The sequence below is a fragment of the Micrococcus sp. CS26 genome, assembly GCF_055522295.1.
In genome coordinates this window covers 54,591-77,697 of sequence record NZ_JBVFVY010000006.1, presented here as the reverse complement: position 1 = coordinate 77,697, position 23,107 = coordinate 54,591, and the positions used below count along the sequence as shown (strand labels likewise).

Here is a 23,107-nt window from a genome sequence, read left to right as displayed (position 1 = left end):
TCAGCCGGCCAGGAACCGGCCCTCGAGGGTGGCGAAGGTGATGCGCTCGACCTCGCGCCGCTGCTCCGCGGTCTTCTCACACAACCCGCGCATCTCGGCGGCATCGACCGCCGGCAGGTGCGGCGCCAGCTGCTCGAGGACGCGCCACATGGAGAGCTTGGCCTGGAGCATCCCCTGCAGCAGGTCCAGTTCGACCTGTGTCCAGCCGGAGCCGCGCGTGCGCAGCGCGTTCACGGGGTTGAGGCGTCCGCCGACCTCGGCCGCCGCGCCGGCGGCCCGGTCCACCAGCGGGGTGCGGAGGCCCAGTTCGCCGATGAGCGCCTCGAGGCGGTCCTGGTCCTCCTGGACGCCGTCGCCGATGCGGCGCAGCGCGGCCTCCTGCGGGGTGCCGGCCCAGGTCTGCTCGGCGGCGCGGAACGCCTTCACACCGGAGCGGGAGCCGAGCAGGTGCTGATTGAGGAAGTCCTCCAGCATCTCCTCGTCCACGGCGGCAGAGGTGGGCTCGGGGCGGGGGTGGTCAAGGCCGGTCACGGGCCCTGTCTACGGAACGCGTGGGCGTGGCGGCAAGAGGCCGGGCGCGGTCAGACGCTGACGATCTCGACCGGCTGTCCCGGGTCCGCGCCGAACCACGCGTCGGAGGGGGCGACGCCGTCGCGCACCAGACGAGCGCCGAGCGCGGCGACCATCGCCCCGTTGTCGGTGCACAGGGTCACGGGCGGGACGGTCAGCTCGATGCCGGCGGAGCGGCACCGGTCGGCGAGCAGGGCGCGCAGGCGCGAGTTCGCCGCGACGCCGCCGCCCAGCATCAGGTGGGTGAGCCCGTGCTCGCGGCAGGCGCGGACGGCCTTGGCGGTGATCACGTCCGCGACGGCCTCCTGGAAGGAGGCGGCGATGTCCGCGCGCGGCACCTCGAGGCCGCGGGCCTCGAACTGCTCCACGGCCCGGGAGACGGCGGTCTTCAGCCCGGAGAAGGACCAGTCGTGCCGGTGCGGGCCGGGCTCCTCGGCGCTGCCGACGAACTTGCCCGCGGTGAGCCCGCGCGGGAAGCGGAAGGCCGTCGGGTCGCCCTGGGCGGCGAGCCGGTCGATCACGGGGCCCCCGGGGTAGCCCGCCCCGATGAGCCGGGCGACCTTGTCGTACGCCTCGCCGGCCGCGTCGTCGATGGTCGAGCCCAGCAGCTCGACCTCGGAGCTGATCCGGCCCACGCGCAGGATCTCGGTGTGCCCGCCGGAGACCAGCAGCGCGCCCAGGTCCGCGGGCAGGTCGTCCCACTGCGCGGGCCGCACGCCGTCCAGCATGCCCACGCCCACGTGCGCCACGAGGTGGTTGATGCCGTAGAGGGGCGTGCCGAGGGCCGTGGCCAGCGCCTTCGCCCCCGCGACCCCCACCATGAGCGCGCCCGCCAGACCCGGGCCGGAGGTGACGGCGATCGCGTCGAGGTCCGCGAGGGTGACGTCGGCGGTGTCCAGGGCGCGGCGGATCGTGGGCACGAGGGCCTCGAGGTGGGCGCGGGCGGCGATCTCCGGGATCACGCCGCCGAAGCGCACGTGCTCCTCCACGGAGGAGGCGACCTCGTGGGCCAGCAGAGCGGTGCCGCGGACGACGCCGACGCCGGTCTCGTCGCAGGAGGACTCGATGCCGAGCACGAGGGGGGCTGCGGTGGCGGTGGGCATGGGCTCCAGTCTAGTGAGCGGCCCGGTCACAGGGCCTTGCGCATGATCACGGCGTCCTCGCCGCCCGGGTAGTAGCGGCGGCGCACATGCAGCTCCTGGAATCCGTGGCGCGCGTAGAGCCGCCGGGCGGCGGCGTTGGAGGCCCGGACCTCGAGCATGAGGGCGCTCGCGCCGCGCACCGTGGCCTCCGCGGCCATCCAGCGCAGCTGGGCCGCGCCGATCCCCCTTCCCTGCGCCGCGGCGACGGTGCCCACGGTCTGCACGTCGGCGACGTCGCCGACCACCATGATCCCGCCGTAGCCGACGATCTCGCCGGGGGCGGGGCCGTCGTCGTCCGCGGAACCGGGCGCGGCCACGTCGCGGACGACCACGCGGTAGTCCCGGGTGGGCGGGCGGCCGTGCGCGTCCCGTCCGCCGGCGGGGCCGGTCTGGGCGAGCTCCTCCTCGTAGAAGTGCGCGGGCCAGGCGTCGAGCGGGAAGAGCGTGGCCTCGTGGGCGAGCACCTCGGGGACGTCCCACACGGTCATGGGGCGCAGAAGGTACCCGGGCGGCAGCCCGTGCTCATCCTCGACGGGGCGCCCGTCACTGGTCGGGGCCGGCTCGGCCGGGCTCACGCGCCCGCCCGCTTGCGGGGGCCGGGGACCTTGGCGTCGGACTCGCGCAGGTAGAGCGGCTCGGCCGGCACGAGACCGCGGCCGCGCCGCAGGGCGAGCTCAGCCACCTGCCCCACCCCGACGGCGGACGGCGTGGCCGTCTCCCAGCCCGGCACCGCGCGCAGCGCCTCGGGGTAGAGCCCGGCCCCCGCGCCGTAGACGGGCAGCGGGGTGACCTCGTCCGCCGGCGAGACGAAGGGGCCGTGCAGCAGGGTCGACTGCCCGCCGACCTGCGCGTAGTGGGCCCAGTAGACCTCGCGGCGGCGGGCGTCCGTGGCGACCACGAACTCCTCGATCCCGTGGCGGAAGGCGTCGACGCCGGCCGCGTGGGCGAGCGCGTCGAGGCTGCGGACCCCGTGCACGGGCACGTCCCAGGCCAGGCCGAGGGCGGCCGCCGTCGCCAGGCCCGCGCGCAGCCCCGTGAAGGGTCCGGGGCCGACGCCGACCGCGAGCGCGTCCAGCGCGGTGCCGGTGACGCCGGCCTCGCCGAGCACGGTCTGCACCGCGGGGGCGAGCACCTCGGCGTGGGCGTGGGTGTCGTCCGTGGCCCAGCGCGCGAGCTCCTCACCGTCCCGCAGGACGGCGACGGAGGCGGCGGCGGAGGAGTCGATCGCGAGGAGCAGGGCCATGGCCGCCAGTCTACGGAAGCACGACGCCGGCCCAGCGCGGGCCGCGGCCGGTCACGACGGCAGTACGCAGCTCCTCGGCCTGGCCCCCGTCCTCGTCGGAGAAGTCGGTGACGATGCCGTCCTCGCCCTCCCCCGCCGAGGCCGCGGGGGCGTCCTCACCCCCGCGGGCCCGGACGATCTCGATGTCCAGCCACGAGGCGTCCGGGTCCTCGGGGAACCCGGCGAGGGACTCGGCCATGCCCCGGCCCCACTCGACGACGGTCACGGAGCGGTCCACGCTCGCGTCCAGGTCGAGGTCCGTGAGCTCCCCCGCCGAGCGCAGCCGGTACGCGTCCACGTGCACGAGGTCCGGGGTGCCCGCCGGGGCGTCGGCCGGGGCGGGGTGGACGCGGGAGAGGACGAACGTCGGCGAGACCACACCGGAGGCCACGCCGAATCCGCTGGCCAGCCCCTGGGTGAAGGTCGTCTTGCCCGCGCCGAGGTCGCCCGTGAGGATCAGCACGTCGCCGGTGCGGAGCACCCCGGCGAGGGCGCGGCCGAACGCCCGGGTGCCGTCGGCGCCCTCGAGCGGGACCGTCGCCGTCAGCACGGGCTCCGGCAGGGTCGGGCCGGGGGCGGGGATCTCGTGGTCGCTCATGGGCGGGCCTCCTGGGTCGGCGTGGGGTCCACGTGCTGCCGGTCCACGCGGCCTCCGATGCGGGTCACCAGCTCGTAGTTGATCGTCCCGGCGGCCGCGGCCCACTCCTCCACCGGAATGCCAGAGGCCGGTCCGAACAGCTCGACGGCGTCGCCGGGCGCGTCCGCGGCGTCCGGGCCGAGGTCCACCACGAACTGGTCCATCGCGACGCGGCCCACCACGGGGACGTTCCGGCCGCCGACGTGGACGCGCGTGCCCTCGACGACGCGCGGGACGCCGTCGGCGTAGCCGACGGGCACGAGCCCGAGCGTGGTGGGCTCCGCCGTGACGTGGCGGAACCCGTAGGACACGCCCTGCCCGGCGGGGACGGCCTTGACGTTGGCCAGGACGGTGACGAGGGACATGGCCGGGCGCAGCCCGAGCTCGGCGGCGGTGACGTCCGCGAACGGGGAGAGCCCGTACAGGCCCAGGCCGACGCGCACCATGTCCAGGTGCGTGTCCGGCCGGGCGAGGGTGGCCGGCGTGTTGGCCAGGTGCCGCAGCAGTGGGTGGCCGAGCGTCTCGGCGGCCTCGGCGGCCATCCGTTCGAACCGCAGCAGCTGCGCCGTGGTCTCGGCGGCCCGGTCCGGCTCGTCCGCCACGCCGAGGTGGGAGAACACGCCCTCCACCCGCACGAGGCCCGCGGCCTCGAGCTCGGCGGCACGCGCGACGAAGGCGGGCCACCGCTCGGGCGTGCAGCCGTGGCGGCCCAGGCCGGTGTCCGCCTTCAGGTGCAGGACCGCGCGGGCCTCGGGTCCGGCCCCGCCGCGGGCCCGCAGCCCGCGGACGGCGTCGGCGACGGCGTCGAGGTCCCAGCCCGAGACGCCGAGGGTCACCTCCGCCTCCACCGCGGCGGCGAAGTCCGTGGCCCCGGTGTGCAGCCACGCGAGCACGGGCAGGCGCACCCCCGCCGCGCGCAGGGCCAGGGCCTCGCGCACGTGGGCCACGCCGAGCCGGTCCGCGCCGGCGGCCGCGGCGGCGCGGGCGACGGCCACCGCGCCGTGGCCGTAGGCGTCGGCCTTGACGACGGCGGTCAGCAGCGGCCGGCTGCCGTCGGGGCGGCGGATCCGCTCCTGCAGCACGCCCACGTTGTGCCGGACGGCCGCCAGGTCGATGCGTACGGCGCGCTCGGTGTCCGCCGGGGCCACGTCGGCGCGGCTCATCGGACGGCCTCCGGCTCGGCGTCGTCCGGCCACCACAGGCGCGCGACGCGCGCGCCCAGCGCGGCCGGCAGCGTGGCCGTGGTGATCCGCCCGGCGCGGGCCTGGTCGGCCCCGGCCCGGGCATGCAGCCAGGCGGCGGCGGCCGCGAGCCGGGCCGTGGGCGCCGGGCCCGGATCCTCCCCGGCCCGGCGCGCCCGCGAGCGCCGCGCCACGTCCGCGGCCAGGACGGCGCCGATCGCCCCGGAGAGCACGTCGCCGGTGCCGCCCATCGCGAGGTCGGGCCCGCCGCCGGTCACGACCCACGCCTCGCCGTCCGGGGCGACCACGAGGGTGCGCGGGCCCTTGAACAGGACCGTGGCGCCGTGTTCGGACGTCCACGCCCGCAGCGCGGCGAGCGGGTCGGCGGCGTCGGCACCGTCCGCGGGGACGCGCTCGCGCAGGCGGGACCACTCCCCGGCGTGCGGCGTCAGGACCACGGGCGTGCCGGCCGCGCGCAGCGACCGCAGCTCGGCGGCGGTGACCAGGTCCAGGGCGGAAGCGTCGGCGACCAGGGCCGCCTCCGGCCGCTCCTCGAGCGCGGCGAGGACGCCGGCCCAGCGCCGCCGCGCGTCGTGCTCGGTGTCCAGGCCGGGGCCGGCCACCCAGGCGTCCGCGCGCGACGGCTCGGGCCCCTCCGCCGAGACCAGCGCCTCGGGGTGGGCGGCGAGCACCAGGTCCCGGGTGGTCTGCGGGCCGGCATGGTGCACCATGCCCGCGCCCGTGTGCAGCGCGCCCGCGCTCGCGAGCACGGCGGCCCCCGGGTAGCGCTCCGATCCGGCGACGACGGCCACCACGCCGCGCGTGTACTTGTGGGCCTCGGCCGCGGGGGCCGGGTGGGCGGTCCGTGCGGCGGCCTCGTCCATCACGCCCAGCCGCGCGGCCGGCGACGTCGGCAGGTGCGGTCCCAGCCCGATGTCCACCACGTGCACGGTGCCCGCGCGCGCCGCCCCCTCCCCGAGGACGAGACCGGACTTGAGGGCGCCGAACGTCACGGTCGTGTCCGCGCGGAGGGCCTCCCCCCGCACCTCGCCGGTGTCCGCGTCCACGCCGGAGGGCACGTCGCACGCCAGCACGAGCGCCTCCGCCGGCAGCGCGCGCGCCGCAGCGGGCAGCTCATACTCGCCGGTGAAGCCCGTGCCGAGCACGCCGTCCACCACGAGCGCGGCCTCGGGCGGCACCGCGTCGGCGCGGCGTCCCCCGGCCGCTCGCAGCGCAGCCCAGCCCTCGGCGTGCCAGCGCGGGGCGCCGTCGTCGTCCCGGCGGACGGGCACGGCGACCGCGGCCACGCCCCGGCCGCGCAGGAAGGCGAGGGCGAACAGCGCGTCCCCGCCGTTGTTGCCGGGCCCGACGAGGGCGGCCACGGTCGCCCCGGCCACCGGGCCGCGCTCACGCAGCAGGGCGGCGGCGTGCTCGGCCAGGGCCCAGGCGGCGGCGCGCATCAGCTCCGGGCCGCGCCCGGCCGCGAGCAGGGGCTCCTCGGCCGTGCGCACGGCCGAGCCGGTCACGGCGATGCGGGTCAGGTCATCGGCGGTCATGCGGACTCCTCCTCGGCCGCGCGGCGTTCGGCGACCACGTAGGCGGTGGCGACGTCCCCGTCATGGCTGAGGGAGAGGTGCCAGTGGGTGATGCCCAGGGCCTCGGCCTGGGCCTGCACGGTGCCGGTCAGGTGCACGGTGGGGCGGCCGTCGCCGTGGTCCGGGCGCGGGATCCAGCAGTGGTGCCACATCATCCCGGGCGGGGCGCCCATGGCCTTGGCGATCGCCTCCTTGGCGGCGAAGCGCGCGGCCAGCGAGCGCAGCGGCAGGTCCCGCTCATACTCGGTGAACAGGCGTGCGCGCAGCGCCGGGGTGCGCTCGAGCTGCGCCCGGAACCGCGGGACGTCCACCACGTCCACCCCCACGCCGACGATCACGCCGCCCCCGCCCGCCGGGCGCCCACGACGACGGCGCCGGCCTCGTCCCCGACGGGCTGCCCGCGCAGTCGCTTGGCCAGGTCGAGCGGCCACTGCAGCACGCCGGGCAGCTGCTGGTCGCAGCCCGGCGTGAGCATCGCCTTCCCGTAGGCCAGCACGCCGTAGACGCCGTGCTGCAGGCGGCCGAGCCGGTCGAAGCCGGCGTCGAACGCGTACAGGGACACACGGCCCTCCTCGGGGGTGAAGCACCGCTCCGCCAGCAGCCGCGCGCGCTCCACGTGCTGGTGGAAGGTGAGCACGCCCAGGTGGTGCAGGCCGAGCTCGCGCATGCGTTCGCCCGCGTGGATGACCTCGCCCTGGGTGGTCACCGGATCGGGCGCGAAGCACTCGACGGTGACGCCGGCCAGCCGCGGGTCGCGCTCCTCCGGGCCGCCGCACAGCTTCTCGTGCCCGTCCGGCCCCAGGTACGCGGAGACGAAGAGCCGGTCGGTGAGGCCGGACGCGGCGAGCTCGATCGCGGCGTCGTAGACGCGGGGCTGGCTGTAGAGGACGAGGAGGGCGTCCACACGCGGTGCGTCGTCCGGGTGCGGGTCCGTCACGGCGTGCGTGGCCCACCCCGCGCCGAAGGCCAGTGCCAGCGCCGCCAGGGTGGCCACGGTGGCGCAGAGGGCCCGCGCCCACCGCGGCAGGCCACGGCGGACGCGCCCCCGGTCGACCCGCTCGTTCATGCGCCCTCGGGCACCTGCCGCAGCACGACGGTGGAGCGGGCCGGGAGCTCAAGCACGTCCCCGGCACGCACGCGGGGGCGGGTGCCGTCCGGGGCGACGTGGGACGAGGTGTCCACGACGACCTCCCACTCCGCCGGGAACGTGGGCCCGGGCAGGGTGTACGGCACGGGCTCCCACCACGCGTTCATGAGGACGTAGAAGTCCCGGTAGGGCTCCTCCCCTTCCTCGTCCCCGCGGGTGAGCATGTGCCCGTTGAGGTAGAAGCCGATCGACCGGGCCTCGGCGCCCCAGTCGTCCTCCGTCTTGGCGGTCGCGTCCGGCTCGAGCCACACGATGTCCGGCAGGGGCGCCTCGACGTCGCGGGCCGCGGGGCGACCGTCGAAGTGGTGGCGACGGCGGAACACCGCGTGGTCACGGCGCAGCGCGATCAGGTCGCGGGTGAACGCCACGAGCGAGTCGTCCATGGCGGACCAGTCGATCCACGAGATCTCGTTGTCCTGGCAGTAGACGTTGTTGTTGCCGCCCTGGGTGCGGCCCAGCTCGTCGCCGTGGCTGATCATGGGCACGCCCTGGCTGATCAGCAGGGTGGCCAGGAAGTTGCGGCGCTGGCGGGCGCGGAGCGTCACGACCTCGGGGTCGTCGGTCTCCCCCTCCACGCCGCAGTTCCACGAGCGGTTGTGCGCCTCGCCGTCGTTGTTGTCCTCGCCGTTGGCCTCGTTGTGCTTCTCGTTGTAGGAGACGAGGTCGCGCAGCGTGAAGCCGTCGTGGGCCGTGACGAAGTTCACGGACGCACCGGGGCCGCGCCCGTCCCCCTCATACAGGTCGGCCGAGCCGGTCAGGCGGGTGGCGAACTCGCCGAGGGTGCCGGGCTCGCCGCGCCAGAAGTCGCGTACCGCGTCCCGGTACATGCCGTTCCACTCGGACCAGAGGCCGGGGAAGTTGCCCACCTGGTAGCCGCCCCAGCCCACGTCCCACGGCTCGGCGATGAGCTTGACGGTGCGCAGCACCGGGTCCTGGCGGACCACGTCGAAGAACCCGGAGAACATGTCCGGGCCCTGCTCCCCCTCCACCCGGGTGAGGGTGGTGGCCAGGTCGAACCGGAAGCCGTCCACGTGCATCTCGGTGACCCAGTAGCGCAGGGAGTCCATGACCAGCTGGAGGGCCTTGGGGCTGGAGAGGTCCACCGAGTTCCCGGTGCCCGTGTAGTCCATGTAGTGCCGCTCGTCACCCTCGACGAGGTGGTAGTAGCCGGCGTTGTCCAGCCCGCGCAGGCTGAGCATGGGGCCCTTGTCGTTGCCCTCGGCCGTGTGGTTGTAGACCACGTCGAGGATCACCTCGAGACCAGCGGCGTGCAGGTCCTTCACCATCTGCTTGAACTCGCGGACCTGGCCGCCCACCTCCGAGGAGGAGGCGTAGGCGGCGTGCGGGGCGAAGAAGCCGAGCGTGTTGTAGCCCCAGTAGTTGCTCAGCCCCTTCTCCTGCAGGGTGGCGTCGTTGACGAACTGGTGCACGGGCATCAGCTCGACGGCGGTCACCCCGAGCTCGGTCAGGTGGCGGACCACCTCCGGGTGGGCCATGCCCGCGTAGGTGCCGCGCAGCTCCTCGGGGACGGCGGGGTGCAGCTTGGTCATGCCCTTGACGTGGGTCTCGTAGATCACCGTGTCCGTGAGCTCGACGGCGGGTGGGGCGTCATCGCCCCAGTCGAAGTCTTCGGCGACGACGACGCCGAGCATGCTCGTGCCCAGGTTGTCCGAGGTGTCGATGCGGTCCGGCTCGTCGAAGTCGTACGAGTGGTGCTGCTGGCCCCACTCGTAGTCGCCGGTGAACGCCCGCGCGTACGGGTCCACGAGGATCTTGGCCGGGTTGTGCCACAGGCCGCGGGCGGGGTCCCAGGGGCCGTGCACGCGGTAGCCGTAGCGCTGCCCGTGGCCGATGCCCGCCACGTGGGCGTGCCATGTGGTGCCGTGCCGCTCCTCGAGAGGGATGCGCGTCTCCGTGCCGTCGTCGGCGACGAGGCACAGCTCGACCGCCTCCACCTCGCGGGAGACCGCGAGGGCGAAGTTGGTGCCGGTCTCGTCCACGGTGGCCCCGAGGGGGTACGGCTGGCCGATCTCCACTGTGTGCATGACTCTCCGGGGTCTCGTCGTGCGGCCCGCCGGGTGCGGCGGGCCTCCTCGGGGAGTCTACTGGGGCGGGAGGACACCGTCCCGGACGCGTCGCGGGCCCGGCCGCTGTGTGGCGGCCGGGCCCGGCAGGAGAGGTCTCGGTGGCCTCAGCGGCGGATCACTCCACCGTGACGGACTTGGCGAGGTTGCGCGGCTGGTCCACGTCGTAGCCCTTCGCCGTGGCGAGCTCGAGGGCGAAGATCTGCAGCGGGACCGTGGTCAGCAGCGGCATGAGCATCGGCTGGGTCTCGGGGACCTCGAAGACGACCTCGGCCTGGCCGCGCACGGCCGCGTCGCCGCGCTCGGCGACGGCGAAGGTGCGGGCGCCGCGGGCGCGGACCTCCTGGATGTTCGAGACCACCTTGGCGTGCAGCGAGTGACGGTCCAGGGGCGAGGGCATGACCACGAAGACCGGCTGGCCGTCGTCGATCAGGGCGATCGGGCCGTGCTTGAGCTCGCCCGCGGCGAAGCCCTCGGCGTGGATGTAGGCGAGCTCCTTGAGCTTGAGCGCGCCCTCCATGGCCACCGGGTAGCCGACGTTGCGGCCGAGGAACAGGACGGAGGTGGCGTCGGCCATCGAGCGGGCGAGCTCCTTGACCTGGTCCTTGGCGGCGAGGATCTCCTCGATCTTGCCGGGGATCGCCCCGAGGTCCGCCAGGATGTCCTTGATCTGGCCGCTGAACAGCTTCTTGTTCAGCTGGGCCAGGTACAGGCCCAGCAGGTAGGCGGCGGTGATCTGCGCCAGGAACGCCTTGGTGGAGGCGACGGCGATCTCGGGGCCGGCGTGCGTGTAGAGCACGGCGTCCGACTCGCGCGGGATCGTGGAGCCGTTGGTGTTGCAGATGGACACGGTGCGGGCGCCCTGCTCCTTGGCGTAGCGGACCGCCATGAGGGTGTCCATGGTCTCGCCGGACTGGGAGATGGACACCACGAGGGTGTGCGGGTCGATGATCGGGTCGCGGTAGCGGAACTCGTGGGAGAGTTCCACCTCCACGGGGATCCGGCACCAGTGCTCGATGGCGTACTTGGCCACCGTGCCCGCGTAGGCGGACGTGCCGCACGCCAGGACGATGATCTTGTCGACCGCCTTGAGCTCCTCGGGGTCGATCCGCAGCTCGTCCAGCGTCAGGGTGCCGGTGGCGTCCGTGCGGCCCAGCAGGGTGTCCTGCACGGCCTGGGGCTGGTCGTGGATCTCCTTCTCCATGAAGGTCTCGAAGCCGCCCTTCTCCGCGGCCGAGGCGTCCCAGTCCACGGTGAAGCGCTTGCCCTCGGCGGGGCCGCCCCGGAAGTCCGAGATCTCGACGGCGTCGGCCGTGATGGTCACGACCTGGTCCTGCTCGAGCTCGATGGCCTCGCGGGTGAAGTCGATGAAGCCGGAGACGTCCGAGCCGAGGAAGTTCTCCCCCTCGCCCAGGCCGACGACGAGCGGCGAGTTGCGGCGCGAGGCCACCACGCGGTCGGGGTGGTCCACGTGCACGGCCAGCAGGGTGAAGGCACCCTCGAGGCGCTGGGAGGCCAGCTGCATGGCGCGGGTCAGGTCCTGGCCGGCCGCGTTCCGATAGACGTCGGCGAGCAGGTGGGCGGCCACCTCGGTGTCCGTCTCGGAGAGGAACTCGACGCCCTTGGCGAGCAGCTCCTCGCGCAGCTCGGCGTAGTTCTCGATGATGCCGTTGTGGATGAGCGCCAGCCGGCCCTCGTCCGCCACCTGCGGGTGGGCGTTGCGGTCGGTGGGGCCGCCGTGGGTGGCCCACCGGGTGTGGCCGATGCCGACGAGGCCGGTGGGGGTGGGGTGCTCGGCGAGCTCCTCGGCGAGGTTGGCGAGCTTGCCCGCCTTCTTCCGGTGGTACAGCTGACCGCCGTCCACCACGGCCACACCGGCGGAGTCGTATCCGCGGTATTCAAGACGACGCAGGCCCTCCATCAGGACGTCGAGAGCGCCGTGCTCACGATCCGACTGGGGCTGGCCGATGTATCCGACGATTCCGCACATGCGCACGAGAATACCGGGCCGGACCCGACTTCGGCGCACGGCGGGCCGGGTCACTCCGTCCGGGACGAGAACCCCGCGGGGTTGGCCTCCTGCCAGGCCCAGAGGTCCCGCACCATCGCGGTCACATCGCGTCGGGCGTGCCAGCCCACCTCGGCGCCGATCGCGTCCACGGCGGCGCACGACTCGGCGATGTCCCCGGGCCGGCGCTCGACCACGCGGTAGGGGATGCGGCCGCCCGTGACCGCCTCGAAGGCGCGCACCATCTCGAACACGGTGACGCCCTCACCCCGGCCGATGTTCCAGACCCGGGTCGTCGTACCGCCCCCGGTCGCCACCCGGGCCGCGAACCATTCGAGCCCGGCCACGTGCGCCTCCGCGAGGTCCATCACGTGGATGAAGTCGCGCACGGCGCTGCCGTCGCGCGTGTCGAAGTCCGCGCCGAACACCCGCAGCTCGGGGTACGCGCCGGAGGCCACCCGCGCCACGAAGGGCATGAGGTTGGCCGGCACCCCGCTCGGGTCCTCCCCCAGCCGCCCGGAAGGATGCGCGCCGACCGGGTTGAAGTAGCGCAGCATCGCCAGTCCGCCGCCGTCGACCGTGGCGCAGACGTCGCGCAGCACCTGCTCCGCCATGAGCTTGGAGTGCCCGTAGGGCGAGACCGGGTCCGTGGCGGCGTCCTCGGCGACCGGCACCGGCGCGCGGTCGCCGTACACGGTCGCGGAGGAGGAGAACAGGACCGTGCGGGCGCCGGCCGCGAGCGCGGCCTCGGCGACGGCGGCCGTGCCGCCCACGTTCACGTCGTAGTAGGCGGCGGGGCGGGTCATCGACTCGGTGGGCGACTTCAGCCCGGCGAAGTGCACGAGTGCGGCCGGGCCGAAGTCCGCGAGCGCCCCGCGGTAGTCCTCGGGGCGGCGGATGTCGGCCACGTGCAGGCGCAGCCGCGACCCGCCCAGACGCGTTTCGGCGAGCTCGGCGACGCGCTCGAGCGACGTCGTCGTCGCCGTGACCAGGCTGTCCAGGACGAGGACGTCGTGGCCCGCCTCGAGCAGCGTGAGCACGGTGTGGGATCCGAGGTATCCGGCACCGCCGGTCACGAGAACGCGCATGGGCCGATCCTATCCGGGCCCTGTGACGTCACGCGGGGGCCCGCTCCGGGCGGGCCGCGGCCATAATGGATCGGGTGACCTACACCCCCCCGACCTCCGAGCTGCCCCTCGTGGGCCCCGAGGAGCCCGCGGACGCCGTGCCCGACGGCCACCAGCGCTCCCCCTTCGTGGAGCTGGACCGCCAGACCTGGGCCCGTCTCGCCTCGGAGATGGCGCAGCCCTTCGACCAGGCGGACGTGGAGCGTCTGCGCGGCCTCGGCGAGCATCTGTCCCTGCGCGAGGTTGCCGAGGTCTACCTTCCGCTCTCGCGCCTGCTGAGCATCAACGTGGAGGCCTCCGCGGCCCTGCGCAGCGCGACCAACGCGTTCCTCGGCGAGCGGACGGGGCGCACCCCGTACGTGATCGGGGTGGCCGGGTCGGTCGCCGTCGGCAAGTCGACGACGGCGCGCGTGCTCCAGGAGATGCTGCGCCGCTGGCCGACCACACCGCGCGTCGAGCTGGTCACCACGGACGGCTTCCTGCACCCCAACGCGGTGCTGCACGAGCGCGGCATCATGTCCCGCAAGGGCTTCCCCGAGTCCTACGACCGCCGCGCGCTGCTGCGCTTCATGGCGGACGTCAAGTCCGGGGCGCAGGAGGTGCGCGCGCCCGTGTACTCGCACATCACCTACGACATCGTGCCGGGCGAGGAACAGGTGGTGCACCGTCCCGACGTGCTGATCGTGGAGGGACTCAACGTGCTGGCCCCGCCGCGCACCCGGGCCGACGGCACCGCCGGGCTCTCCGTCTCCGACTTCTTCGACTTCTCGGTGTACGTGGACGCGCGCGCGTCCTGGATCCGGTCCTGGTACATCGACCGGTTCATGGGTCTGCGCTCGGGGGCCTTCGCCGACCCGCGCAGCTACTTCCACCGGTACTCCTCCCTGTCGGACGCCGAGGCTCAGGCGACGGCCGAGTCCATCTGGGACTCCATCAACGGCCCGAACCTCGAGCAGAACGTGCGCCCGACCCGCGGGCGCGCCCGGCTGGTGCTCACGAAGAACGCGCACCACGAGGTGACCCGCGTGCTGCTGAGGAAGGTCTGATCCATGCGTCGCACCCTCCCCTTCGCCGCGCTGGCCGCGCTCGCGCTGCTCGCGGCCGGCTGCGGCACGCCCGCCGCGGGCCCGTCCTCGGCGACGCCGGCTTCCGGCTCCTCGAGCGCGGCCGCGTCGTCCCGCGCCGCCTCGAGCACGACGCCGTCGTCGGGCACGCACGCCGACCCGGCCGCCCTCGACGTCGTCGTGAACAAGACCCGCCCCGTGGCCCCGCCCGACTGGGCGCCCTCGGATCTGGTGGCCGTGCCCGGCAGCGAGCTGTCCCTGCGCGCGGAGGCCGCGACGGCGGCCGGTGACCTGCTGGATGCCGCCGCGGCGGCGGGCCACCGCCTCACCACCCTGAGCGCCTACCGCTCGTACGACTACCAGGTCCGGACGTACGGCCACTGGGTCGACGAGCTGGGCCGCGCCGAGGCCGACCGCGTCTCGGCGCGTCCGGGGTACTCCGAGCACCAGACCGGCCTGGCCTGGGACGTGGGCGACGCCGCGACCCCCGCGTGTGACCTGGAAGCGTGCTTCGGCGACACCGCCGCGGGCCGCTGGGTGGCCGCGCACGCCGCCGAGTACGGGTTCGTCATCCGCTATCCCGCCGGGGCCGAGGACGTGACGGGCTTCGCCCACGAGCCGTGGCACCTGCGCTACGTCGGGTCCGCGGAGGCGGCCCGGGTCGAGGCGGCCGGCGGCGTCCTCGAGACCGCGTGGGGCCTGCCTCCGGCGCCGGACTACGCGGACTGAGACGCACGACTCGCTCGACGGTGTACCGCGCCGAATTCGCCACACGTAGGATTCTCCCCATGCTCCAGGGATTCAAAGACTTCATCATGAAGGGCAACGTCCTCGACCTGGCCGTCGCCGTCATCATCGGCGCCGCCTTCGGCAAGATCGTGAACGCGCTCGTCGAGGCGGTCCTCATGCCGCTCATCGCCGCCGCCGTGGGCTCGCCGAACTTCGACTCGTTCGCCGTGCTGACGGTCAACGGCAACGACGTGAAGTTCGGTGTGCTGCTCACCGCGATCGTCAACTTCCTGCTCATCGCCGCGGCCGTGTACTTCGCCATCGTGATGCCGATGAACAAGATGGTCGAGGCCCGCAACCGCCGCCTCGGCATCGACCCCGCCGAGGAGGAGGTGCCCGCCGACGTCGCCGTGCTCACCGAGATCCGCGACCTGCTCGCCGAGCGCCGCGGCGGCCCCACCTCCGGGACCACCACCCTCTGATCTCCCCCTGTCCGACGCCGAAGGGCCCGGGACGACTCACGCGAGTCGCCCCGGGCCCTTCCTTCATGCCCTCGGCGGCACCGGGGCCGTGCCCTCAGGGCCGCGACGTCGTCCGGTCCGCGCTGGACCCGGCGTCCGGGGCGACCTCCGAGTCCTGCCGGTCCGGATCCAGGCACGGCAACCACTCCACGGGGGCGCTCTGCCGCGCACACACGGGCGCGTCCACGGCGAGGAACGCGGCCGACCACAGGACCGCCAGCCCCGCGAGCAGCCCCGCGAACAGGGTCCAGCGGCGGGGCCGGGGGGCCGCGTCCGACGTCATCGGTCCGGTCAGTCGTGCAGGCGCAGCTCGCGCTGCACGACGTCGGCCAGCACCTGGGCCTCCCGGCCGGCGGTCTCCTCGTCCGGGGCCTCGACCATGACGCGCACGACCGGCTCCGTGCCCGACGGGCGCAGCAGCACGCGGCCGGTCTCGCCGAGGCGGGCCTCCGCCTCGGCCACCGCCGCCTGGACGGCCTCGTCCTCGGCGGCGCGGGACTTGTCCACGCCGCGCACGTTCACGAGGACCTGGGGCAGCCGGTCCATCACCGCGGCCAGCTCGGAGAGCGGGGTGCCGGTCTCGGCGACGCGCGAGGCGAGCTGCAGGCCGGTGAGGACCCCGTCGCCGGTGGTGGCGTGGTCCGAGAAGATCACGTGGCCGGACTGCTCGCCGCCGAGCGAGTAGTCGCCGAGCTTCATGCCGGCCAGGACGTAGCGGTCGCCCACCTGGGTCTCGACGAGCTGGACGCCCTCCCGGCCCATGGCCAGCTTCAGGCCCAGGTTGGACATGACGGTCACGACCAGGGTGTCGTCGCGCAGGACGCCGCGGTCCTTGAGGGCCACGGCCATGACGCCCATGATCTGGTCGCCGTCGACGACCTCGCCGCGCTCGTCCACGGCGAGGCACCGGTCGGCGTCGCCGTCGTGCGCGATGCCGAGGTCCGCGCCGTGCTCGCGCACGGCCGCCTGGAGCTTCTCGAGGTGGGTGGAGCCGTAGCCGTCGTTGATGTTGAGTCCGTCCGGGGACGCGCCGATCACCACGACCTCCGCGCCGGCGGCGCGGAACGCCTCGGGCGAGCAGCCGGCGGCCGCGCCGTGTGCGCAGTCCAGGACGACCTTGAGCCCGTCCAGCCGGTGCGGGAGGGTCTGCAGGAGGTGGAGGACGTAGCGGTCCTCGGCGTCCGCGAAGACGCGCACGCGGCCCACGTCCGCGCCCTGGGGCCGCCGCGGCGTCACGCCCTCGAGGTGACGGATGATCTCGTCCTCCTGCGCGTCGGTCAGCTTCTCGCCGCCGCGCGCGAGGAACTTGATGCCGTTGTCCGGGGCCGGGTTGTGGGAGGCGGAGATCATCACGCCGAAGTCGGCGTCCAGGTCCCCCACGAGATAGGCGGCGGCGGGAGTCGGCAGCACGCCGGCGTCCCACACGTCCACGCCCGAGGACGCCAGACCCGCCTGCACGGCGGCCGCGATGAACTCGCCGCTGATGCGCGGGTCCCGGGCCACGACGGCGACCGGGCGTCGGCCGGCGTCGAAGGCCTCCGCGCCGAGGACGGGCGAGGCGGCCTGGGCCAGCTGGACGGACAACTCCACGGTGAGGGTCTCGTTGGCCAGGCCACGGACGCCATCGGTTCCGAACAATCTCGACATGATCAGTCAGTGTAGGGGCCGCCCCTGCGGCCTGCATCACGGGAGGGTCACGAAACGGGCCCGGGGGCGGTAGCATCGGACCGGTCGAGCCCCCGCGGCCGCGCGCCCGTCCGCTCACATCCGCCCGGGAGGCCCCGCCCCGAACCCGAAGGACCTCGATCCATGCCCGACGTGACCCCGCCCCCGCCCTCCCGTTCCTGGACGCGCCGCAGCGTGCTGGGCGGCACGGGCCTGGCGATCGCCGCCGGCGTGGCCGGCTGCGGGCGTGATGAGCAGGCCGAGCAGAGCTCGGAGGGCGACGAGCAGGCCACCCGTCTGCCCGCCCCGGACATCATCACCACCGCGCAGTGGGGCGCCATGCAGCCCAACTACTACCTGCAGACCCTGAACGAGCGCCCCTCCTACCTGGTGATCCACCACACCACCACTCCGAACGTCACGGACGGCTCCCGGGAGGCGGCGGAGAGCATCGCGCAGGTGGTCCAGAACGCGCACATGAGCCCCGCGAACGACTGGGGCGACACCGGGCAGCACTTCACCGTCTCCCGCGGCGGCTTCGCGATGGAGGGCCGCCACGGTTCCCGGCACGCGCTCGAGGGCGGACAGACGTTCATGCTCGGCGTCCACGCGCTCGGGTTCAACGCGTATGCGCTCGGCATCGAGTGCGAGGGGCTGTACATGCTGAACCCGCCGCCGCAGAGCCTCTACGCCGGCCTGGTGCCGCTCGTCGCCTACATCTGCCAGCAGTACGAGCTGCCGCCGTCCCGCATCATCGGCCACCGCGACGTCACCGCCACCAGCTGCTGCGGCGACGCGTTCTACGCCAAGCTGCCGATCCTGCGCGAGGACGTCCGCCTCTCCCTGGCCTCGGGCGAGTACCACGTCTCGGAGGGCTTCGGGGCGGACAACCTCTTCGACGACGCACACGTCACCCCGGAGTACGTGGAGGAGGAGCGCGGCTGAACCCGCCCCCGCTCCCCACGACGGCGCCCCTCACCGGACGGTGAGGGGCGCCGTCGTGCGCGGCCCGGTCAGCGCACGCGCGGGAACGATCCGCCGGAGACCTCGCCGTACTCGGCCAGCTCGTTGGCCGGGCCGCAGATCTGCGGGTCGGGGCGGTGGACGATGCGCTCGTCCTTGTCCGGGTAGGGCAGCGTGTGCAGCACATGGCGGATGGCCTCGAGGCGGGCGCGCTTCTTGTCGTTCGACTTCACGACGGTCCACGGGGCGTCGGCCGTGTGCGTGTAGAAGAACATGGCCTCCTTCGCGTTCGTGTAGTCGTCCCACTTGTCCAGGGAGGCCAGGTCGGTGGGCGAGAGCTTCCAGCGACGCACGGGGTCGGTCTCCCGCGCGGCGAAGCGGTTGAGCTGCTCGCGCTGGGACACGGAGAACCAGAACTTGATGATGTGCACGCCGGAGTTGACGAGCATGCGCTCCAGCTCAGGGGTCTCGCGCATGAACTCGAGGTACTGCTGCGCCGTGCAGTAGCCCATGACGCGCTCGACGCCGGCCCGGTTGTACCAGGAGCGGTCGAACATCACGATCTCACCGCCGGAGGGCAGGTGCTGGATGTAGCGCTGGAAGTACCACTGCGAGGCCTCCTCCTCCGTGGGCTTCTCCAGGGCCACGGTCCGGGCGCCGCGGGGGTTGAGGTGCTCGTTGAAGCGCTTGATGGCGCCGCCCTTGTCGGCGGCGTCGCGGCCCTCGAAGATGATCAGGACCTTCTGGCCGGTCTCCTTGACCCAGAGCTGCATCTTCAGCAGCTCGATCTGCAGCTCGCGCTTGCGTCGTTCGTAGCTCTTGCGGCTGAGCTTGGTCTTGTACGGGTAGCCCTCACGCCAGGCCTGCGGGTCCGGGGTGGGGGGTCTTCTTCTCCCCGCCGAGCTTGCGGCCCAGCTCCCGGATCTCGTCCACCTCGGCGGCGTAGTCACGGGTCACGGCGAAGGGGGCCTGCGCGGCGTGCTCCGTGCCGTGCTCGCCACGGGTGCGGGGGTCGGGCGTGGGACTCGTGTTCTCGGCCACGGCGGCTCCCGAGGGTGTCTCCGATCGGACCGCGCACCGGACGGGCGAGCGGCCCGTCATGGCGTCGTCGCCATGCGCCTTCATATTACCCCTGGGTCAGGTGCCGCCGGCCCACGGAGACGGCGGACGCCCCGCCCCGCTCGTGAGGAGCGGGACGGGGCGTCGGCGGGGGCACGGTGGGGACACCGTGCGGCGCAGGATCAGCGCTTCGAGAACTGCGAGGCCTTGCGGGCCTTCTTGAGGCCGGCCTTCTTGCGCTCGATGACGCGGGCGTCGCGGGTCAGGAAGCCGGCCTTCTTGAGCGCCGGGCGGTTGTGCTCGCGGTCGATCTCGTTGAGGGCGCGGGAGATGCCCAGGCGCAGCGCACCGGCCTGGCCGGAGGGGCCGCCGCCGTGGATGCGGGCGATCACGTCGTAGGCGCCGGTCAGCTCCAGCAGCGTGAAGGGGTCGGAGACCTCCTGCTGGTGCAGCTTGTTCGGAAAGTAGTTCTCCAGGGCGCGACCGTTGATGGTCCACTGGCCGGAGCCGGGGACGAGGCGCACGCGGGCCACGGCCTCCTTGCGGCGGCCGACGGCGGAGCCGGGCACGGTCAGGGCCGGGCGCTCGGAGGCGACGGGGGCCTCGGCGGCGGCGGTGGACTCAGAGGTGTAGCTCGTCAGCTCCACGTCGTCGTTCTCGTTGATGCTCATGGTTCTCCTCAGGGAAGGTCTGCGTCAGTGGCCCGCCGGGGTCACTGGGCGACCTGGCCGATCTCGAAGGTCTGGGGCTGCTGGGCGGTGTGCGGGTGCTCGGCGCCCTTGTACACCTTCAGCTTGGAGAGCTGCTGGGCGGCCAGCGAGTTCTTCGGGAGCATGCCCTTGACGGCCTTCTCCACGGCGCGGACCGGGTTGGTCTCGAGCAGCTCGGCGTAGGACTGCGACTTCAGGCCGCCCGGGTAGCCCGAGTGGCGGTAGGCGCGCTTCTTCTCGAGCTTGGCGCCGGTGAGGGCGACCTTCTCGGCGTTCACGATGATGACGTAGTCGCCCATGTCCATGTGGGGGGCGAACGTCGGCTTGTGCTTGCCGCGCAGGAGGGTGGCGGTGTGGGAGGCCAGGCGGCCGAGGACGACGTCGGTGGCATCGATGATGTGCCACTGACGGTCGGCGTCGCCAGGCTTGGGAGAGTACGTACGCACGTTGTCTGCCTTCAGGGTCGGTGGTGGTCCACAGCACCTGCCCGCCGGGTCGTGATTCCGGCGCGCTCGCGCTGTCAGTTCTCCGTGCGCGCCGGTCCCCCAGGTGAGGGCTGGAAGGCGTCCGGGCCCGATGCCCCGGGGGTGCGGCGCGAGCTGAAGGCCATGCAACTGAGCCACTCGCGGCACGACGCATCCGGGTGCGGGCATGCGCAACGTCCACCCATCCTACCGAACGCGGGCCCCGGAGCCAAAAGCCGCCACCGCGGGCCACCCCGGCTCACAGGGTCCGCTTCGCCCGGGTGCCCTCGGCGCGCCGGTGCAGCTCCTCCGCCTCGTCGGGATAGCCGACGGCGAGCAGCGTCAGCCCCCCGGGCGGGGCGAGGCGCACCTCGGAGTCGCGGGCAGGCCTCGCCACCCGGTGAGCGAGCCAGCCGGGCTCGCGTGCCCGCTCCCCCACCTGGAGCAGCGCCCCGACGATCGCCCGGACCATGTTGTGGCAGAACGCGTCGGCCCGGATCCGGACGCGCACGACGCCGTCCTCATCGCGTCGCACCTCCAGGTGCGTCACCTCGCGGATGGTCGTGGCGCCCGCGCGGGGCCGGCAGAAGGACAGGAAGTCGTGCAGTCCGAGGACGGCGTCGGCCTCCAGCGCCATGAGGCGATCGTCCAGGGCGGCGCCGTGCCAGTGGGTGAAGCCCCGCGTGCGCGGATCACGCGCGGCGGGTGCGTCGTCGATCCGGTACTCGTACTCGCGCCACAGCGCGCTGAACCGCGCGTCGAAGCCCGCGGGGGCCCGCCGCGCCCCGTGCACGACGACGGCCCCGCCCCACCCGGAGAGCACCCCGCCGAGGCGGCGGGTGAGGGAGGTGGCCGGCTCCAGGCCGGGCCGGCCGCGGGTCAGGCCCGCCCACTCCGTCTCGGTCAGGTCGAGGTGGACGACCTGGCCGCGCGCGTGCACCCCCGCGTCGGTGCGGCCGGCGACCACCGTGCGCACGGGCCGGCGCAGGATCCGCTCGAGCCCGTCCTCCAGCGCACCCTGGACCGAGTCGAGACCGGGCTGGCGGGCCCAGCCGTGGAAGGTGCCGCCGTCGTAGGCCAGGTCCAGGCGGACTCGCACGGACGCGGGTTCCCCGGGCGCCGACGGGGCGTCCGGGCGGTGCTGCTCGCTCATGCTGCTCCTCTCAGCGGGGCGGGGCCGGGGACGGCGAAGGGCCGCCCACCGAGTGGTGGACGGCCCTTCGCCGATGCGTCGTCACGGGGACGGACGCGGACTCCCGCGATGGCGTCAGGCCATCTTCTGGGCGGCCTCGCCACCGGCGGGCTCGAAGCCCGCGGCCTTGGCCTCCTCGACGGTGGAGAACCAGACCTCGGCGGTGGTCTGGTCGTACCAGCGCGAGCCGGGGACGTGGTACTTCTTCGAGCTGGCGTTGCCCTTGATGGTGGCCTCGGCCGGAGCCGAGCCGTCCTCGTTGGTGGGCACGGCGCCGTCGATCTCGGCGGCGGCCTCCTGCGACTCGGCCACGGTGACCTCCTCGGTGGCGGCCGGGTCGACGGCCTCCACCGGGGTGGACTCGGCCGGCGCGGCCGGCGCGGACGCGGCGGCCTGCTCGGCCTCACGCACCACGGCCTGCTTGCCGGAGATCGGGTCCATGATCAGCTCGATCACGGCCATGGGCGCGTTGTCGCCCTGGCGGTTGCCGATCTTGGTGATGCGGGTGTAGCCGCCGTTGCGCTCGGCCATCGCCGGGCCGATCACGGTGAACAGCTCGTGCACGACCGCCTTGTTGGTGCGGTTCTTGGCGGCGATGAGACCCTGCACCTTGCGGCGGGCCGGCAGATCGCCCTTCTTGGCGAAGGTGATCAGGCGCTCGGCGTACGGGCGCAGGCGCTTGGCGCGGGTGAGCGTCGTGGTGATCGACTTGTGCTCGAACAGCTGGGCGGACATGTTCGCCAGCATGATGCGCTCGTGGGCCGGGCTGCCGCCCAGACGCGGACCCTTGGTGGGGGTAGGCATGGTGTTTCTCCTCGGGTGGGACCCTGCAGCCGGCTGCGGCGTCGGGTCGAAGATGTCAGGTGGTGCGGAATCGGCTCAGTAGTCCGAGAACGGGTCGTCGTCCATCTGGCGCGCGTGCGCCTGCGGGTCGTAGCCGGCCGGCGAGTCCTTGAAGGACAGGCCCAGCTCCTGGAGCTTCTCCTTGACCTCGTCGATGGACTTCGCGCCGAAGTTGCGGATGTCCATCAGGTCGGCCTCGGAACGGCCCACGAGCTCGCCCACGGTGTGGATGCCCTCGCGCTTGAGGCAGTTGTACGAGCGCACGGTGAGCTCGAGCTCCTCGATCGGCTGGGCCAGGTCGGCGGAGCCCTCGACGACCTCGGGCTCGTCACCCAGGTCGATGCCCTCGGCCTCGACGTTGAGCGAGCGGGCCAGGCCGAACAGCTCGACCAGGGTGGAGCCGGCAGAGGCCACCGCGTCACGCGGCAGCATGTTCTCCTTGGTCTCCACGTCCAGGATCAGACGGTCGAAGTCGGTGCGCTGCTCCACACGGGTGGCCTCGACCTTGAAGGTCACCTTGAGGACCGGGGAGTAGATGGAGTCGACCGGGATGCGGCCGATCTCCGCGTCCGCGGACTTGTTCTGGGCGGCGGTCACGTAGCCGCGACCGCGCTCGATGGTCAGCTCCATGTCGAACTTGCCCTTCGCGTTCAGGGTCGCGATGTGCAGGTCCGGGTTGTGGATCTCGACGCCGGCCGGCGCGGTGATGTCCGCGGCGGTGACGACGCCGGCCCCCTGCTTGCGCAGGTAGGCCACCACGGGCTCGTCGTTCTCCGAGGAGACGGAGAGCTTCTTGATGTTGAGGATGATCTCGGTGACATCCTCCTTGACTCCGTTGACGGTGCTGAACTCGTGCAGCACGCCGTCCACGCGGATGCTGGTCACGGCAGCACCGGGGATCGACGAGAGCAGAGTGCGGCGCAGGGAGTTGCCGAGGGTGTAGCCGAAGCCGGGCTCCAGGGGCTCGATGACGAACCGGGAACGACGGTCGGAGACGACCTCTTCGGTCAGCGTGGGGCGCTGTGCAATGAGCACGGACATTTCCTTTCGGCGAGCGTCCGCCATATGACGCACGCGGTGGGTGGAAACGAGGACGGGGTGGGGGCAGGTCCGCAGACCTGTCC

23 protein-coding genes and 1 pseudogene are annotated in these 23,107 nt (G+C 73.6%); 4 read left to right on the top strand and 20 right to left on the bottom strand.

Translation table 11 applies throughout. From position 1 onward, the window contains the following. From ACZ1IK_RS04645 to galE, 12 genes are all read right to left on the bottom strand, one after another. A complete protein-coding gene (locus ACZ1IK_RS04645; protein ID WP_465098362.1) occupies nucleotides 1-531 on the bottom strand; it encodes a hypothetical protein in 531 nt (176 codons plus the stop codon). A 50-nt stretch (nucleotides 532-581) separates the two neighbouring features. Further along, nucleotides 582-1,673: a tRNA (adenosine(37)-N6)-threonylcarbamoyltransferase complex transferase subunit TsaD gene (gene tsaD / locus ACZ1IK_RS04640; protein WP_465098361.1), complete on the bottom strand. Its 1,092-nt coding sequence runs from the start codon at nucleotides 1,671-1,673 to the stop codon at nucleotides 582-584. Between the two features lie 26 nt (nucleotides 1,674-1,699). Beyond that, nucleotides 1,700-2,200, bottom strand: a complete 501-nt coding sequence (locus tag ACZ1IK_RS04635; protein WP_240968428.1) for a GNAT family N-acetyltransferase — start codon at nucleotides 2,198-2,200, stop codon at nucleotides 1,700-1,702. 83 nt (nucleotides 2,201-2,283) lie between these two features. Continuing rightward, a complete protein-coding gene (tsaB, locus tag ACZ1IK_RS04630; RefSeq protein ID WP_134416853.1) occupies nucleotides 2,284-2,955 on the bottom strand; it encodes a tRNA (adenosine(37)-N6)-threonylcarbamoyltransferase complex dimerization subunit type 1 TsaB in 672 nt (223 codons plus the stop codon). A 10-nt stretch (nucleotides 2,956-2,965) separates the two neighbouring features. Next, nucleotides 2,966-3,592 carry a tRNA (adenosine(37)-N6)-threonylcarbamoyltransferase complex ATPase subunit type 1 TsaE gene (tsaE, locus tag ACZ1IK_RS04625; RefSeq protein WP_049146659.1) on the bottom strand — a complete coding sequence of 209 codons (627 nt, stop codon included), beginning with the start codon at nucleotides 3,590-3,592 and terminating at the stop codon, nucleotides 2,966-2,968. Further along, nucleotides 3,589-4,794, bottom strand: coding sequence for an alanine racemase (alr, locus tag ACZ1IK_RS04620; RefSeq protein ID WP_465098360.1), 1,206 nt, complete (start codon nucleotides 4,792-4,794; stop codon nucleotides 3,589-3,591). The genes tsaE and alr overlap by 4 nt, the downstream gene beginning before the upstream one ends. Further along, on the bottom strand, nucleotides 4,791-6,368 hold the full coding sequence (locus ACZ1IK_RS04615) for an NAD(P)H-hydrate dehydratase (protein WP_098094615.1): 1,578 nt from the start codon (nucleotides 6,366-6,368) through the stop codon (nucleotides 4,791-4,793). Before ACZ1IK_RS04615 ends, alr begins: the two co-directional genes overlap by 4 nt. Continuing rightward, nucleotides 6,365-6,745 carry a holo-ACP synthase gene (locus ACZ1IK_RS04610; RefSeq protein ID WP_170079723.1) on the bottom strand — a complete coding sequence of 127 codons (381 nt, stop codon included), beginning with the start codon at nucleotides 6,743-6,745 and terminating at the stop codon, nucleotides 6,365-6,367. The genes ACZ1IK_RS04615 and ACZ1IK_RS04610 overlap by 4 nt, the downstream gene beginning before the upstream one ends. Beyond that, complete coding sequence (locus ACZ1IK_RS04605) at nucleotides 6,742-7,473, bottom strand: hypothetical protein (protein ID WP_041103288.1); 732 nt, start codon at nucleotides 7,471-7,473, stop codon at nucleotides 6,742-6,744. The genes ACZ1IK_RS04610 and ACZ1IK_RS04605 overlap by 4 nt, the downstream gene beginning before the upstream one ends. After that, entirely contained in the window at nucleotides 7,470-9,599 is a 2,130-nt protein-coding gene (glgX, locus tag ACZ1IK_RS04600; protein ID WP_036315853.1) for a glycogen debranching protein GlgX, read from the bottom strand. Before glgX ends, ACZ1IK_RS04605 begins: the two co-directional genes overlap by 4 nt. A 157-nt stretch (nucleotides 9,600-9,756) precedes the next feature. Continuing rightward, nucleotides 9,757-11,628, bottom strand: coding sequence for a glutamine--fructose-6-phosphate transaminase (isomerizing) (gene glmS, locus ACZ1IK_RS04595; RefSeq protein WP_210078946.1), 1,872 nt, complete (start codon nucleotides 11,626-11,628; stop codon nucleotides 9,757-9,759). Between the two features lie 50 nt (nucleotides 11,629-11,678). Continuing rightward, a complete protein-coding gene (gene galE, locus ACZ1IK_RS04590; protein WP_465098359.1) occupies nucleotides 11,679-12,734 on the bottom strand; it encodes a UDP-glucose 4-epimerase GalE in 1,056 nt (351 codons plus the stop codon). Nucleotides 12,735-12,808: 74 nt separating this feature from the next. Here galE and coaA point away from each other — a divergent pair, with 74 nt between their 5' ends. The 3 genes from coaA to mscL are packed head-to-tail and all read left to right on the top strand — an operon-like array spanning nucleotide 12,809 to nucleotide 15,048. Continuing rightward, nucleotides 12,809-13,819, top strand: coding sequence for a type I pantothenate kinase (gene coaA, locus ACZ1IK_RS04585; RefSeq protein ID WP_036315846.1), 1,011 nt, complete (start codon nucleotides 12,809-12,811; stop codon nucleotides 13,817-13,819). Nucleotides 13,820-13,822: 3 nt separating this feature from the next. Continuing rightward, nucleotides 13,823-14,566 carry a M15 family metallopeptidase gene (locus tag ACZ1IK_RS04580; protein WP_210078948.1) on the top strand — a complete coding sequence of 248 codons (744 nt, stop codon included), beginning with the start codon at nucleotides 13,823-13,825 and terminating at the stop codon, nucleotides 14,564-14,566. A 59-nt stretch (nucleotides 14,567-14,625) separates the two neighbouring features. Beyond that, entirely contained in the window at nucleotides 14,626-15,048 is a 423-nt protein-coding gene (gene mscL, locus ACZ1IK_RS04575; RefSeq protein ID WP_036337978.1) for a large conductance mechanosensitive channel protein MscL, read from the top strand. 94 nt (nucleotides 15,049-15,142) lie between these two features. Here mscL and ACZ1IK_RS04570 read toward each other — a convergent pair whose 3' ends face one another. Next, a complete protein-coding gene (locus ACZ1IK_RS04570) occupies nucleotides 15,143-15,370 on the bottom strand; it encodes a hypothetical protein (protein WP_010080407.1) in 228 nt (75 codons plus the stop codon). 8 nt (nucleotides 15,371-15,378) lie between these two features. Then, a complete protein-coding gene (glmM, locus tag ACZ1IK_RS04565; RefSeq protein WP_029248315.1) occupies nucleotides 15,379-16,734 on the bottom strand; it encodes a phosphoglucosamine mutase in 1,356 nt (451 codons plus the stop codon). A gap of 162 nt (nucleotides 16,735-16,896) precedes the next feature. Here glmM and ACZ1IK_RS04560 point away from each other — a divergent pair, with 162 nt between their 5' ends. Continuing rightward, entirely contained in the window at nucleotides 16,897-17,697 is an 801-nt protein-coding gene (locus ACZ1IK_RS04560; protein ID WP_041103278.1) for a peptidoglycan recognition protein family protein, read from the top strand. A 68-nt stretch (nucleotides 17,698-17,765) separates the two neighbouring features. Here ACZ1IK_RS04560 and ppk2 read toward each other — a convergent pair. The 6 genes and pseudogenes from ppk2 to ACZ1IK_RS04530 all read right to left on the bottom strand — a co-directional run bounded on the left by ppk2 (nucleotide 17,766) and on the right by ACZ1IK_RS04530 (nucleotide 23,018). Further along, nucleotides 17,766-18,756: pseudogene (gene ppk2, locus ACZ1IK_RS04555) on the bottom strand (polyphosphate kinase 2). A gap of 200 nt (nucleotides 18,757-18,956) precedes the next feature. Then, complete coding sequence (gene rpsI, locus ACZ1IK_RS04550; protein ID WP_036317791.1) at nucleotides 18,957-19,445, bottom strand: 30S ribosomal protein S9; 489 nt, start codon at nucleotides 19,443-19,445, stop codon at nucleotides 18,957-18,959. Between the two features lie 41 nt (nucleotides 19,446-19,486). Then, nucleotides 19,487-19,930, bottom strand: coding sequence for a 50S ribosomal protein L13 (gene rplM / locus ACZ1IK_RS04545; RefSeq protein ID WP_002857519.1), 444 nt, complete (start codon nucleotides 19,928-19,930; stop codon nucleotides 19,487-19,489). 277 nt (nucleotides 19,931-20,207) lie between these two features. Next, a complete protein-coding gene (locus tag ACZ1IK_RS04540) occupies nucleotides 20,208-21,101 on the bottom strand; it encodes a tRNA pseudouridine synthase A (protein WP_044659555.1) in 894 nt (297 codons plus the stop codon). Nucleotides 21,102-21,215: 114 nt separating this feature from the next. After that, nucleotides 21,216-21,944 carry a 50S ribosomal protein L17, sunset domain variant gene (gene rplQ / locus ACZ1IK_RS04535; RefSeq protein ID WP_041103274.1) on the bottom strand — a complete coding sequence of 243 codons (729 nt, stop codon included), beginning with the start codon at nucleotides 21,942-21,944 and terminating at the stop codon, nucleotides 21,216-21,218. Nucleotides 21,945-22,019: 75 nt separating this feature from the next. Beyond that, nucleotides 22,020-23,018, bottom strand: coding sequence for a DNA-directed RNA polymerase subunit alpha (locus ACZ1IK_RS04530; protein WP_041103317.1), 999 nt, complete (start codon nucleotides 23,016-23,018; stop codon nucleotides 22,020-22,022). Nucleotides 23,019-23,107: the final 89 nt, after the last annotated feature.

Excerpts from the sequence above, each read along its gene's own strand:
- tsaD (WP_465098361.1), bottom strand. The coding sequence starts at position 1,673 with ATGCCCACCGCCACCGCAGCCCCCCTCGTGCTCGGCATCGAGTCCTCC.
- ACZ1IK_RS04580 (WP_210078948.1), top strand. The coding sequence starts at position 13,823 with ATGCGTCGCACCCTCCCCTTCGCCGCGCTGGCCGCGCTCGCGCTGCTC.
- ACZ1IK_RS04635 (WP_240968428.1), bottom strand. The coding sequence starts at position 2,200 with ATGACCGTGTGGGACGTCCCCGAGGTGCTCGCCCACGAGGCCACGCTC.
- alr (WP_465098360.1), bottom strand. The coding sequence starts at position 4,794 with ATGAGCCGCGCCGACGTGGCCCCGGCGGACACCGAGCGCGCCGTACGC.
- glgX (WP_036315853.1), bottom strand. The coding sequence starts at position 9,599 with ATGCACACAGTGGAGATCGGCCAGCCGTACCCCCTCGGGGCCACCGTG.
- ACZ1IK_RS04605 (WP_041103288.1), bottom strand. The coding sequence starts at position 7,473 with ATGAACGAGCGGGTCGACCGGGGGCGCGTCCGCCGTGGCCTGCCGCGG.
- ACZ1IK_RS04615 (WP_098094615.1), bottom strand. The coding sequence starts at position 6,368 with ATGACCGCCGATGACCTGACCCGCATCGCCGTGACCGGCTCGGCCGTG.
- ACZ1IK_RS04560 (WP_041103278.1), top strand. The coding sequence starts at position 16,897 with ATGCCCGACGTGACCCCGCCCCCGCCCTCCCGTTCCTGGACGCGCCGC.
- ACZ1IK_RS04540 (WP_044659555.1), bottom strand. The coding sequence starts at position 21,101 with ATGAGCGAGCAGCACCGCCCGGACGCCCCGTCGGCGCCCGGGGAACCC.
- rpsI (WP_036317791.1), bottom strand. The coding sequence starts at position 19,445 with ATGAGCATCAACGAGAACGACGACGTGGAGCTGACGAGCTACACCTCT.
- tsaB (WP_134416853.1), bottom strand. The coding sequence starts at position 2,955 with ATGGCCCTGCTCCTCGCGATCGACTCCTCCGCCGCCGCCTCCGTCGCC.
- ACZ1IK_RS04570 (WP_010080407.1), bottom strand. The coding sequence starts at position 15,370 with ATGACGTCGGACGCGGCCCCCCGGCCCCGCCGCTGGACCCTGTTCGCG.
- mscL (WP_036337978.1), top strand. The coding sequence starts at position 14,626 with ATGCTCCAGGGATTCAAAGACTTCATCATGAAGGGCAACGTCCTCGAC.
- glmS (WP_210078946.1), bottom strand. The coding sequence starts at position 11,628 with ATGTGCGGAATCGTCGGATACATCGGCCAGCCCCAGTCGGATCGTGAG.
- tsaE (WP_049146659.1), bottom strand. The coding sequence starts at position 3,592 with ATGAGCGACCACGAGATCCCCGCCCCCGGCCCGACCCTGCCGGAGCCC.
- glmM (WP_029248315.1), bottom strand. The coding sequence starts at position 16,734 with ATGTCGAGATTGTTCGGAACCGATGGCGTCCGTGGCCTGGCCAACGAG.
- galE (WP_465098359.1), bottom strand. The coding sequence starts at position 12,734 with ATGCGCGTTCTCGTGACCGGCGGTGCCGGATACCTCGGATCCCACACC.
- rplQ (WP_041103274.1), bottom strand. The coding sequence starts at position 21,944 with ATGCCTACCCCCACCAAGGGTCCGCGTCTGGGCGGCAGCCCGGCCCAC.